At 65.4% G+C, this 12,804-nt stretch carries 9 protein-coding genes; all 9 read right to left on the bottom strand.

Features of this window, described 5'->3' with window-relative positions:
* Positions 1 to 7: 7 nt before the first annotated feature.
* From tssK to PQR53_RS22035, 9 genes are read right to left on the bottom strand one after another with little or no spacing between them, the layout of a single operon-like run.
* Positions 8 to 1,342 carry a type VI secretion system baseplate subunit TssK gene (gene tssK, locus PQR53_RS22075; protein WP_408458354.1) on the bottom strand — a complete coding sequence of 445 codons (1,335 nt, stop codon included), beginning with the start codon at positions 1,340 to 1,342 and terminating at the stop codon, positions 8 to 10.
* 21 nt (positions 1,343 to 1,363) lie between these two features.
* Positions 1,364 to 3,181 carry a type VI secretion system-associated FHA domain protein TagH gene (tagH, locus tag PQR53_RS22070; protein WP_408458351.1) on the bottom strand — a complete coding sequence of 606 codons (1,818 nt, stop codon included), beginning with the start codon at positions 3,179 to 3,181 and terminating at the stop codon, positions 1,364 to 1,366.
* A 32-nt stretch (positions 3,182 to 3,213) separates the two neighbouring features.
* Complete coding sequence (locus tag PQR53_RS22065; RefSeq protein WP_408458348.1) at positions 3,214 to 5,205, bottom strand: type VI secretion system Vgr family protein; 1,992 nt, start codon at positions 5,203 to 5,205, stop codon at positions 3,214 to 3,216.
* A gap of 1 nt (position 5,206) precedes the next feature.
* Positions 5,207 to 5,596: a DUF4280 domain-containing protein gene (locus PQR53_RS22060; RefSeq protein ID WP_179732051.1), complete on the bottom strand. Its 390-nt coding sequence runs from the start codon at positions 5,594 to 5,596 to the stop codon at positions 5,207 to 5,209.
* A 59-nt stretch (positions 5,597 to 5,655) separates the two neighbouring features.
* The gene (gene tssH, locus PQR53_RS22055; protein WP_408458345.1) at positions 5,656 to 8,436 is read right to left on the bottom strand and encodes a type VI secretion system ATPase TssH; all 2,781 of its coding nucleotides are present in this window, start codon (positions 8,434 to 8,436) and stop codon (positions 5,656 to 5,658) included.
* 4 nt (positions 8,437 to 8,440) lie between these two features.
* Positions 8,441 to 9,496, bottom strand: a complete 1,056-nt coding sequence (gene tssG, locus PQR53_RS22050) for a type VI secretion system baseplate subunit TssG (protein ID WP_408458342.1) — start codon at positions 9,494 to 9,496, stop codon at positions 8,441 to 8,443.
* Positions 9,481 to 11,376 (bottom strand): type VI secretion system baseplate subunit TssF, encoded by a 1,896-nt coding sequence (gene tssF, locus PQR53_RS22045; RefSeq protein ID WP_408458339.1) that lies wholly within the window; start codon positions 11,374 to 11,376, stop codon positions 9,481 to 9,483. The genes tssG and tssF overlap by 16 nt, the downstream gene beginning before the upstream one ends.
* 4 nt (positions 11,377 to 11,380) lie before the next feature.
* Positions 11,381 to 11,893 carry a type VI secretion system baseplate subunit TssE gene (gene tssE, locus PQR53_RS22040; RefSeq protein ID WP_408458336.1) on the bottom strand — a complete coding sequence of 171 codons (513 nt, stop codon included), beginning with the start codon at positions 11,891 to 11,893 and terminating at the stop codon, positions 11,381 to 11,383.
* Positions 11,886 to 12,731 (bottom strand): type VI secretion system accessory protein TagJ, encoded by an 846-nt coding sequence (locus PQR53_RS22035; RefSeq protein ID WP_408458333.1) that lies wholly within the window; start codon positions 12,729 to 12,731, stop codon positions 11,886 to 11,888. Before PQR53_RS22035 ends, tssE begins: the two co-directional genes overlap by 8 nt.
* Positions 12,732 to 12,804: the final 73 nt, after the last annotated feature.

Genomic DNA, 12,804 nt, shown 5'->3' with positions numbered 1-12,804 from the left:
CAATGCATCAGCGGCGAATGGCCCAGAACTCCATCGTCAGCCCGGGGAAGTCGCCGGCGACATGCAGCGCCATGCCGGCGGAACTCGAGAACTGTTTCCACAGGTCGTTGCCGCGATCGAGTTCGAAGTAGGTAAAGCCCGCATGAAACGGCAACTGCCGCGGCGCCACGGGCAACGCACGCAGGCCGACGCCCGGCAATTGCAGGTTGACCAGATCGCGAATGCGTTCGATCGGTCCGATCTTCACCTGCGGCGCGAAGCCGGTCAGGATGTGCTCGGCCGGCATCTGCGCGCGCACCGCGAGCACGAAGCTCGCGCCGGCAAACAGGGTCTTGTCCGGCACGATCGCGACGCGCAAACCGAACTTGCGCTCTTCGAGCGGAATCGGCACGGCATGCGGATCCATCACCATGCTCAGCGACGCACGGATGTCGTCGATCACCGGCGCAAAGGTCTCGCGCAACCATTCATGGCGGTACACCGGATACGCCGGCGGCCGCTTCGACGCCTGGCTGAAGGTCGCCAGTTCGCCGGCCAGTTGCACCGCCACCCGGTAGAGTTCTTCGGGATGCAGGCCGGTCATGGTCGACAGATGCGAGGCCAGCGGCTCGTGACGGTTGATCAGTTGCAGCAGCAGGAAGTCGGCCACTTCCGCGACGCCGGTCACGCCCGGCTGGGCCAGGCGCGCGGCGAGCGCTTCGCCGCGCTGATGCAGCAGGCCCACCAGATCGTCGACGAAAGCCGCAAGGCGGCGCGCCACCCGATAGTCGAGACAGGGCGGACTGTAGTCGTTCTCGAGCACGACCCGGTTGTCGGGCAGGCGTTCGAGCACGCGCGCCACGCCGAGTGCCGTATAGGCGTTCGCCACTTCGGGCGCGAGCGCGAGACGCACCCGCAGTTTGCCGATCTGCATCAACGCAGCGCCGGCATTCGGGTCATTGCTGTCGCTCACGTCGAGTTCCGCGATACGGTGCCGCGCGAAGTTCTCCTCGCTCGCTTCGTTGCCGGTTTCGGCCACCCCAGGTCTGCGCACCGGCAATGCCAGTTGGACCAGCATGTTGCGCGTGCTTTCGGGAATCTCGAGCGGCTCGGGCAAGTCATCGTCGGCGGGCAGATCGAATGGCGTGCCGTCCGGTAATACACCGGCGCAGGACAGCAGCGCGAGCTTGCCGAGTTTCAACAGGGGCTCGTCGATCTCCAGCGCCGTAAAGCCCCAGCTATACGCATGCAGGGCGGCGGCGCGCGTCTCCAGTTGCCTCTGCAGATAGCGGTCGTGCTGCTGCAGATGCTGGGGCTGAAGAAACATCCCCTCCGACCAGATGACTTTGCTGTTCCAGGACATGTTGTCTCGTTCAAAAGTGTGTCAAGTGGGATTCGCCTGGTCTTTCGGCTGACGCTCGCGGGCCGCGTGCAGTGCCTCGATCTGCGCCTCGTACGCGTCGTTGAACGCTCTGCCGAAGAGTTTCTGGAAGTCGTCTTCGGCTTCGCGCGCGATCGTGCCCTGCAAGTCGACAAACAGATCCCATAGCTTCGCCTTGCGGTTCGACAGCACTTTTTCGAGCGCGCCGGGTTCTTTCAGCTGCGCTTCGAGCGAGGCGGGATCGAAGCAGCCGAGCACATGGGCGAGCGCCGCGCGCATGCCGGCGAGCACGGCAAGTTCGTGCGCCTCGATATCGTTGAAGGCGCGCTTGAGCGCCTCGTCCGGCGGCAGATAGCCGGCATTGCGGCCGGTCAGCATCTGCGCGAGCGCGCTATCGACGTCGGGGAAAAATTTGAGCGGGTTGTTGTCGCGCGCGACGATCATCGTCGTGTCGAGGCGCGCCTCGCGTTTGGTCATCGAGCGGGCGCGCAGCACGGCCATCGTGCCGCGCAGCGATTCGCGCAGCATTTCGCCGATCAGGCGTGCGAATTCCGGTTCAGGCAGGTTCGGCACGCGCGATGCGTCGAGACCGAGGCCCTCAAGCAGCGCCTGGAACGTGGCGGGGTTCGCGCTCGCTGAAGTGGGCGCATCCTCACGTGCCGGCGTGGCCCGCGTGGCTTGGGTGGCTCGGCTGGCGGATGGCATGGCGGGTTGCCCGCTGCCCGCCGCTTCCGGGGCGAACGCCTGGGTCGGCGACGGCGCGGAAGGGGGCGGCGTAACCGTAGCAAACGGCGATTCGGACGGCGAAGCAAACGGCGGAGCCGCCGATGGCGCAAACGACTCGACAGGCGCTGGCGCATTCGACTGAGCAGGGCCACCCGCAGGCGTGACAAGCCGCACGCTAGCGGCCTGTGGCGCCACCACCGGCACAACCGGCACCACCGGAGCAAACGACGCAGATGACGCAGATGACGCGGACGGCGACCCGAACAGGTCATCGAACGGGGTGGCGGCGGCACCTGCCACTGACGTATCGAGCAAGCCGGCGGGCAAGCCGGTTGGACCGCCTTGAGGCGCGGGCGCTGCCGCCGCGGCGGGCCACCCCGCCATCTCCTGCGACGCCGGACGCGGCGTCGCGGCATACGATGCACTGCCCGCCTGCGCCGGCGTTTCCCACTGCGCCAGCGCATCGGCGAGCGGATCGTAGTCAGCCGGAATCCCTGCTGCCGGCGGCGCCGTTCTGGCGGGCTCCTGCCGGGCCGGCTGCGGCAGCGAGAACGCCTGCAACTCCGGCGACACATGATCGCTTTCCGAGCCCGCGAAGCCCGGCCGCGACGAGATCCGCTGCTGGTCGCCGAAACCCGGCTGGCCAAGCGGATCGAGCGAACCGAGCCGTAACATGTCGCCTTGCTGATCGGCCGGTAGTGGACCGCCGAGCACCTGCGCGGCGCTGAGCGGATCATGGCCGCCCGTCAGGCTGCGCACTCCCGCCGTCTGCTCGCCGATCGACACCTCCAGCAGATACGAGCCGATCAGCAGACGGTCGCCATCCGCGAGTCTGGCCTCGCGCGTGCCGCCTAGCGCGCGCTGATTCAACACGCTCGGATTGCTGCCGAGATCGCATAGCAGATAGTCGCCACCGCGAAACTCGACGCGCGCATGGACGCGCGAAATCGCCCGCTGTTGATCGGGCAGCACCAGCGTGCAGTCGTTCGCCCGGCCAATCGTGCCGCCCGCGGGTCCGAACGCGATCACAATCGGCTCGGCCAGCGTCTCGTCGTTGAATCGCACAACCCGCAGCGAAAGAATCGGATAGTTCACTTGGCTCCCCACAACCGGTCAGGTGCATCAGGTCACGATTTGATCTTCTTGGTTCCGTCGTCGGCGTCTTTGGGCGCGCTCGGCGCGGTCGGCGACGAGCCGCTGCCGGAGCCCGCCGAGCCGCCGGAATTGAGCAGGATCGGCGTGCCCGATACCGCCACGCTCACCGGGCCCACCACCACGAAGGCGCCGCCTGCCTTCAGCGTAATGCTCGCGCCCGCTTCGATCACGATGTTCATGCCCGCCTTGATATGGATGTTCATGCCGGCGTCGATCGCATAGTCCATGCCGACTTTTTCCTGCAACTTCTGCGCGACCTTGAGCGACGCATTGCCGTCGACCTGGGCGTTCTGGTCGCCCGTCACGGCGTCGTGGCGGGCGCCGGTGATCGCCATGAACTCGTTGCCGGTGACCTTCAGATGCCGATCGTTGCCGACGTTGGCCAGCATGTCGTTCTTCACCCAGGTTTCGTGATCCTTCTCGGCATGGAAGAACAATTGCTCTTCGCCTTTGCCATCGTCGAAACGCATTTCGTTGAAACCGCCGCCGCCTTTGGTCGAATTGCTCTTGAGCGTCGACAGTGCCTGATTGGCCGGCAGCTCGTATGGCGGCATGGTGTTGGCGTTGTAGACGCAGCCGGTGACGAGCGGCCGGTCCGGATTGCCCTCGACAAAATCGACGATCACCTCCTGGCCGATCCGCGGCACGAAGAAGGTCCCCCAGCGTTTGCCGGCCCAGCTCTGCGACACGCGCACCCAGCAGCGCTTCATGCGGGCGTCCGCATCGGCCGGCGGCGCGAACTGCTCCCAATGAAACTGCACCTTGATGCGGCCGTATTTATCGGTGAGGATTTCTTCGCCGTCCGGGCCGACCACCACGGCGGTCTGCGGACCTGCGACGACCGGCTGCGGCGTCACGCGCTCCGAGCGGAAGTGATTTTCCTTGCGCAGCGCGGTGAACTCACAGTCGAAAAACGGCAGCGAAGGATCATGACGAACCGTCGACGCATAGACATCCGAATTGATTTCGTACGCCGCGCTGACGACCAGATAACTGTGGTTCTGCGCGTCGCAGGCGTGACCCTCGAGTTTGAACTGGCCGCCCGGCCAGATGCCGCGCGCGCTGGAACGGCCCGCGATGCTGTCGTTGCGCGCCTGGTGAATCTCGACACCGACCTTCGCATAACGATCGCCATCGCCGGACTGCACGTGACCGCTCAGATGTTCCTGCTTCGTGTACACCGGCGGGTCGTAGACCTTCGGCCGGGTCGCGCGCGACAGCAGGCCTTGCTGATTGCTCGACGAAGGCTTTTCGAAATCGTAGTCGTTGACTTCATACTTGCCGGTCTGCAATTCCGCGCCCGAACTCCATGCGTAGATGCATTCCTTCTCGTTCGAAGGCTCGTACCATGCGTCGTAGGAGATGGACGAATAATGATCGATCGGCCCATGCACGTCGCTCGAATCGGTCAACACCAGGGTGTGCTTGCCCGCCTTGTGCTCGAAGTAGTAGTAAATGCCTTCATGCTCCATGAGCCGGCTCACAAAAGCGAAATCGGTTTCGCGGTATTGCGCGCAGTGCGGCACCGTCGGATAAGTCGCCTGGCATTTATTGCTGAGGTCGATGTTGTAGTCCTGCAGCACGCCGGTCACGATGTCCAGCACGCTCTTCTCGTGAAAAAACCGGCTGTGCGAAGCACGCGTGAGCAGCCACAGCCGTGGGCGCACCACGGCTTCGTAGCGCGCCATCCGGTTGCGGGTGCTGTCGCCAGGAGCCACGATCCGGAACGCCGTGACGATGCCGTTGAACTGGCGCTCGCCGTCGGCGGGCAGCGCGAGCGCGATCGAGATGTCATGACCGAGCAGATCGCCGGCCTGCAAGTCGTTGCGCGTGCCAAGCAGATCGAGCCGCCACTCGCTCAGGCGCCCCAGCTCCTCCGTGCCGCTCAGATGCAGGAACAACAGATCCTTGCCGGCAGGCGCGCAACTGACGGTGACGTGTCGGTTCGGGTTTTGAGTGGTCATGTCACGGAATCATCGTCTTGACAGTCGCCGGATTGACGATCGTGACCACGCCGCCCCAGTTGCACATGCAGGTCGAGACGTTGTCGAGCGAAGGCTGGTTGCCGAGCAGCACGGTCGGCGCGCCCGCCACCCACGGCGTCATGGTCGCCGGAATGCACGGCATCGGCGTGAGCACGCCCAGCGCTGCCGTGGTTGCGGCAGCGACCGTCGGATTGGCGGGCGAACTGCACACGCCGAACGGCATGATGTTGACGAGCGGAATGTGATCCATGATGTTGGCCGCGGGCGGCCCCTCGCCCATCACCCGGTTGACCGGCAGCACCACCAGGGATGAGGGCGCGGCGCCGAACGAACATTGCAGCGTTGCGCCCATGCTGACTTGTTGTGGCATATGAAGGCATCCACCATGCGAAGTACCCGAAAACCCGCGCGAACGTCCCGTCGACCCAATCAATCGAACGTGTAGAGAAATTCACCGTCGCGCGCCCCGATCTGCACTTTCGTTACCGAGCTCCCATTCATCATCCGCGTCAGAAATTCCGTGCTGATGCGCGGCAACAACGTGTTGGTCAGAATCGCGTCGATCATGCGGCCGCCGCTTTCGAGTTCGGTGCAGCGGCTGCCGATCAGCTTCACGACGTCGTCGTCGTAACTGAACGGGATCTTGTGCGACACGCGCATGCGTTTCTCGATCCGTCCGAGTTGCAAGCGGATGATCGCGCCCAGCATCTCGTCGGACAGCGGGTAGTACGGAATCACCACGACGCGTCCCAGCAAGGCCGGCGGGAACACCTTCAGCAACGGCTCGCGCAGCGCTTTCGCGATTCCCTCGGGCTCCGGCATCAGTTCCGGGTCCTTGCACAGGCTCGTGATCAGGTCCGTGCCCGCATTGGTGGTCAACAGGATCAGCGTGTTCTTGAAGTCGATCACGCGGCCCTCGCCGTCTTCCATCCATCCCTTGTCGAAGACCTGGAAGAAGATTTCGTGGACGTCCGGATGGGCCTTCTCGACTTCGTCGAGCAGCACCACGCTGTACGGACGGCGGCGCACGGCCTCGGTCAGCACCCCGCCTTCGCCATAACCGACATAGCCGGGCGGCGCCCCCTTGAGCGACGACACCGTGTGCGCTTCCTGATACTCGCTCATGTTGATCGTGATGACGTTCTGCTCGCCGCCGTACAGCACCTCGGCGAGCGCCAGCGCGGTTTCGGTCTTGCCGACCCCCGAGGTGCCGGCGAGCATGAAGACGCCAATCGGCTTGTTCGGATTGTCGAGACCGGCGCGTGAAGTCTGGATGCGCCGCGCGATCATCTCGGTGGCATGCGCCTGGCCGATGATGCGCCGGTTCAGGTTCTCCGCGAGCTTGAGGACGTTTTCGATTTCGTTCCTGACCATCCGGCCTACCGGTATGCCGGTCCAGTCCTGCACCACGGAGGCCACCGCCTGCTGGTCGACAGTGGGCAGGATCAGAGGATCTTCGCCTTGATGCTGCGCGAGTTGTGCCTGCAGGTCGCGCAGTTCGGCGAGCCGCGCATCGCGCATTGCCGCGTCGCCGGACGTCTCCCGAGTGGCGCCTGCTTCAACTGCTTCAACTGCTTCGCCTGGTTGGCCGGTCTGGCCGGTTTGGCCGCCTATCCTGGCTTCGCCTGCGCCTTCAACCTTGCCGGTCTCGCCGCGCAGTTGCGCGCGCAGCGCGAGAATCCGTGTCACCAGTTCCTTTTCCGCTTGCCAGCGGGTGTCGAGCGTGGCGAGGCGCGCCTGTTCCGCGGCGAGTTTCTCCGATGCCGCGGCCTGACGCTCCTGAGTATTCACGCCGACCGCGGTTTCGCGGCCGATGATCGCCAGCTCGGTTTCGAGCGCGGCAATCCGCTTGCGTGAATCGTCGACTGAAGCCGGCGTCGCGTGCTGGCTGACGGCCACCCGCGCGCAGGCGGTGTCGAGCAGGCTGACCGCCTTGTCGGGCAACTGCCGCGCCGGAATGTAGCGGTGCGAGAGCCGCACCGCGGCTTCGAGCGCTTCGTCGAGGACCTGCACCTTGTGATGCTGCTCCATCGTCGAGGTCACGCCGCGCATCATCAGGATCGCCTTGGTCTCGTCGGGCTCGCTCACCTGCACGACCTGGAAGCGGCGCGTGAGCGCGGGATCTTTCTCAATGTGCTTCTTGTATTCGGCCCACGTGGTGGCGGCCACCGTGCGCAACGTGCCGCGCGCCAGCGCCGGCTTGAGCAGGTTCGCCGCGTCGCCGGTGCCGGCCGCCCCGCCCGCGCCGACCAGCGTATGCGCTTCGTCGATGAAAAGAATGATCGGCTTCTCGGAGGCTTGCACCTCCTCGATCACCTGCCGCAAGCGGTTCTCGAACTCGCCCTTCATGCTCGCGCCCGCCTGCAACAGGCCGACGTCGAGCGTGCGCAGCTGGACGTCGCGCAAGGACGGCGGCACGTCGCCCGCGACGATGCGTTGCGCGAAGCCCTCCACCACGGCGGTCTTGCCGACCCCCGCCTCGCCGGTCAGGATCGGATTGTTCTGGCGGCGGCGCATCAGAATGTCGACCACCTGGCGAATTTCCTCGTCGCGCCCGACGATCGGGTCGAGCTTGCCGTTGCGCGCCTGCTCGGTCAGATCGGTGGTGAAGCGCCGCAGCGCTTCCTGCTTGCCCATCGCGGCGGCCGGCAGCGGACCGCCCGCGCCATCCGCGGCACCGCCTTCGCCCTGCGCGCCGGCCGCCTGAAAACCATCCGTGGCGCTCATCGCCGCTTCCGGCGACTCGCGCAGCAAGCTGTCGAAATCGTCGACGAGCGAATCGAGCTTGATCCGCTCGAATTGCCGCGAGATGCCGTACAGCCCGTTACGCAGCGACGGCGTCTTGAGCATGCCGACCACCAGATGCCCGGTGCGCACCTGCGCCTCGCCGAACATCAGTGAGCCGAACACCCAGCCACGTTCCACCGCTTCCTCGACTTGCGACGAAATATCGGTCACCGAACTCGACCCGCGCGGCAGACGATCGAGCGCCTCGGTCAGATCGCGCGCCAACCCGGAAGGCTCGAGGCCGTAATGTTTGACGATGCGGTGCAGGTCGGAGTCCTGCAGTTGCAGGATCTGATGGAACCAGTGCACCAGTTCGATATAAGGATTGCCGCGCAATTTGCAAAACACGTTCGCGCTCTCGATTGCGCGGAATCCGAGCTTGTTCAGCTTGCCAAACAAGGCTGCCCGTTTGATCTCGGCCATTTTGCTATTCCCTCGATGATGTCTGTGACGGCGCCGCGGGCATCCGCGAACGGCCTTGTGCATCGGTTGGATGCAGCAGCAACTGCCGCTGATCGCCGTGCGCCGCGCCGCCCAGCGCCCAGGTGGTGTAACCGAGCCGCGTGTGACGCCCAAGCTTCAGGCGCGGCACGTCGGCCTCCCTGAGCACCAGCCGGACGTCCCAGTCGAGTCCGTCGCGCGCGTAATTGCGTACCCAGTCGACGAGCCGCTTCAGGCTCTCGCCGCCCGGCAGGAAGCGCTCGTAGTCGGCGCGGCTCAACGGCCCGATGACAATGCGGAATTTATGCTGGCAATCCCAGACGCGCGCACCGAGCAGCGTCGACACGCCGAGCGCCGCTGAGCCGTCCGGCGCGCCCAGCCGTGACAGCGAGCCGGCGGGCAGCGCCATCCAGTGGCCGACCCACTGCTCGATCTCGACCGGCAGGTTGAAAAAGCGCGCCAGCACGAGCTTCAGGCCCGCGGCAGGACGCGTCGGCCCGGCCAGCAAACCGGCGAAGTGCAATTTGGCGAAATCGGGCACCGCGTCGCGCTCGCGCAGCGTCGTCTCGCCGAGCCCGAACAGACTGCCGACATAAAACGAAAAGCGGTCGCGCCCCGGACGGTCGAGGCTGACAGCCGGCTGCGCATTGGCCCACGCACGGTAGAACAGCGCCACCATGCGGTGATGAAAGACGTCCAGAAAACGCGCGAAGGTGGGATCGCTCGCGTTGCGTGCACGGTCGCGCACGTACTCGGTGAGATGCGTGGGCAGCGGACCGTGCGGCCCGAGCAGGCCGAAGAATTTGACCGCGAGGCGCGCGGCGTGATGCTCGCCGGCCGGCGTGAAGGCACCCAGCGTGGTCGGATGGAACACGAGGTCCGGCTCCTGCACGAAGCGGATCGCATCGTCGCGCGGCTGCATCGACTCGCCCACGCGCGGCTTGTCCGGATACGCATTCTCCAGCAGCCGGACAGCCTGGAAGAAGTCGAAGCGATACGCTTCGTCCTCGAGACGGCGCAGCAGTGTCAGAGCGTCCGGCATTGTCCGACCCTCGCTGGCCAGCGCATGATCTCACCGCGCGAGAGTGTCCTCACGACGGTCTCGGTGAACGAATTGATCGATACGTATTGCGCGAAATAATGCGCGAGCACGGCGCCGAGCAAAAACGCGCCGGCGCCTTCGAAAGCTGCGTCGTCGAGCGTCAGCGTCACTTCGAGACCGCGGCCGAACACGATCGGTCCGGCGCACGGCAAGCGCCGGGTCACCGAGCGCGAGTCGATCGAGCGCACGCCTTCGATCAGGCGCTGGGCCGCGATATCGTCGGCGGGACAGTAGAGGCCCAGCAGATCGCGCAGGGCGTGCGCGCCTTCCTGTGCGTCGTTGTCGAGCAGCGACGCGTAATTCAGCGACAGGTGGCTCAACAGCCGCCACGCCACCGCCCCTTGTGCATACGACGGCAACGGCCGGCTCGGGCCGCTCACGCAGCGTACGCTTTGGACGGGCGCTTCGACGTCGAGCGTGAAATCGGCGGGTCCGACGCCGATCGGCATGGTCAGCGGCAAGTCGCGGTTGGTGCAGAGCACCTGCAAGCCGAGTTGCCGCAGGTCGGCGCGAAACGGCGCATTCGTGGCGTCCACCAGCGCGATGAACATCTCGCTGCCGAGGTAGCTGGTGCGGGGCCCGCGCTCGTGCTGACGCGAGGACGGCAGACGTTTTTCGCGGCGCACCTGGTAGTAGGCGCCGGCGCGATACGTGGCGCCGAGATCGCGCGCGTGATAGAACGGTTCGAACTGCTGTTCGGCGCCGGCACCCGCGCTATAGCCCGTCGCGGTCTCTATCTGATAGATCTCGAAGTCCATCGGCCGCGTGCGATCGGCGACCACGTGATATTCGAACTGCTCGTCCGAGAGCGCAATGCGATCGGTACGCCGGGAAAACAGGTTGACCGCGGGCGTGCAATGCAGCGCGAAATTCGTCGCGTCGAGTGATTGTTCGAGCAACGGATCACTGCGCCTGAGCAGCACGATCACTTCGATCTCGGTGTCGGCGCAACGCCGGAACGCCGCTTGCAAGCCGTCGAGCGCCAGAAACATGAAGCGCTGCGGAAAAGCGAAATACTCCTGCAGAAGCCGGTAGCCCTGGAACGACTGCCGGCTGAGCGGCAACAACGCCTCGTCTTCGGCAAAGCCGACCGGCCGCAATGCGGTCGCCGGCAACTGCATATGCCAGGCGGCCGGTCGTTTGGCCGGCATCACGACGATACCGCTCACCGAACCCAGCAGACGCTCGTGGATGCGCGTAGGCATGCCGTCGGTTCCGCGCAGATACAGTGTCAGCCGGTCGAGCTTCAGCTGGTTGATTTTCAGACCAGCAGTGGCGCGCAGGCGTAGTCTGAGGCCGGCCTTGATACCCGCGCCGGCCGTCATGCTCGCCGGCAGCGCGCTATCCATGCCGCCGAGCGAGCCTGCATGCGTGAAGAATCTCGCCTCCGCGATTTCCAGCGGCCAGAGCGTCAGTTCATGCGCGCTGCGGTATTCGCAACGCGTCGAGCCGTTCTTGTCGAGCACGCTGCGCAGTGCGCTGCCGCGCGGAATCCGCACGCCCTCGGCGAGATTGGTACTGGTGAGATCGGGCTGGATTTGCACCATGGCCATCGATGGCGTCGGCGCGAGGTAATGCGGGTACACCAGCTCGGCCAGGTGTTGGGTGAAGCGCGGAAACTCATCGTCGATTTTCAGTTGCACGCGCGCCGCGAGAAAACTGAATCCTTCGAGCAGACGTTCCACATAAGGGTCCGCGCATTCGAGGCTTTCCAGTCCGAGCCGCCCGGCGATCTTCGGAAACTCGCGGGCGAACTCGCCGCCCATCTCCCGGAGATGCTGCAGTTCCTGGCTGTAGTATTTGATCAGGTCTGGATTCATGGCTTCAGCGCGGTCCGCCCTGGTCGATCACCCTGATTTCGCCGACTTCCAGATCCAGTTCGGTCCTGAAGTAGAGCCGCTCCGGATACGGTTGCGCCCACAGATCGCCCTCGACCAGAAACGACACCGTGTTATGACGCCCGGTCGTCTCTTCGAGCTGCATTGAACTGACCCGCACGGTATCGCGCAGGATGCGCGGTTCGAACGCCCAGATCGCATCGCGCACCAATCGCTCGAGCTGCAACGGATCGATCCCGGAGGCGGTTTTGCCGGCAATGTCCGGCAAGCCGAAATTGATCACCGAGGTCGCGACATACGGATAGCCCGTCAGGTCCTGCACCGATGCGAGACCGTTCGCGTTCAGCAACCAGCCGAGATCGCGCTGCACGCTCTGGCGCAACGCCCGCATCGACAGGACGCGGCGCTCGCGTGCTTCCAGTTTCGTCTCCGGCTCGAGATCGGTCAGCCGGTCGAGCAGCGAGGGTTGCAGACGGTCGCGGGCGGTCAGCTCAGCCATGGTCCGGCACGGCCGTGCCGTCCTCTTCAGGGTGCGCGCCATCACTCATGACGCTCATCAGTTCGATGGTTCGCACGTCGAGGAGCGCGTAGTCGTTCGCCTCCGAGGCGAACATGCGCTGTCCAACGGGACGCGCGGTCGTTGCATCGTCACCGATCCATTCGGTCAGGTGCGCAAGCCACAGCGCACGATTCTTTTCGGCGAGCGTGCCCGGGTAGCGGGTCGGAATCAGGCCGGCGGCCTGGCCGTCATTGGCCCACGTGAAGACGGCCGGCATCCAGACCCGGTCGCGCAGGTCGGATGGCGGCTCGATCTCGATGCGTTTGATGCGGAAAAACGGAATCCAGTAATAGCGGCCGTTCAGCACGGTTTCGAGTGTCGGGCCGAGCCGGTTGTCCGCGTCGGCGAGCCATGCGAACGGCTCGCCGTTCACGCTGCCGGCGGTGGCGGGCGCCTCGTCGAGCGCTTGCGCGCGCGCGGCCGCCGCGGCGCCGGTATCGCCCGCGGCATCGAGCCGCAATGCGTCGAGTAGTAATGCGAGCCAGCCGGTCGGCTCGCCGAAAATCAGCGGCGCGCGCTCGCCCTTGAAGACCGCCTCGCGCAGCGCCTCGCATTGCAGCGCCTCGCGGTAGGTCTGCACCATCGGCAACGCCGCGGCGTCGAGCTCGCCCACTACGTTCAGTTGCGTCAGCGCGCGATCCCAGGCCCCCGTTACCGCGAGCAACTGGAACAGAAAGACGCGATAGGCGGCTTTCGACGGGTCGCGGCGAACCTGGGTTTGCAACTCGCGCAGGCACCCGTCGAGATCGCCTTCGCGCAAACGCTCTTCTGCAATCATGCTGGTCCGCTCCGGTCAGGCTTACGTCATGCCACGCGCCACTGCACTGCAGCGGCGCGGCCGGTGCAGTGCA

This window comes from Paraburkholderia fungorum (genome assembly GCF_046027605.1).
Classification (GTDB): domain Bacteria; phylum Pseudomonadota; class Gammaproteobacteria; order Burkholderiales; family Burkholderiaceae; genus Paraburkholderia; species Paraburkholderia fungorum_F.
Note: the sequence above shows the minus strand (reverse complement) of the source record. Positions and strands in the feature narration are given on the sequence as shown.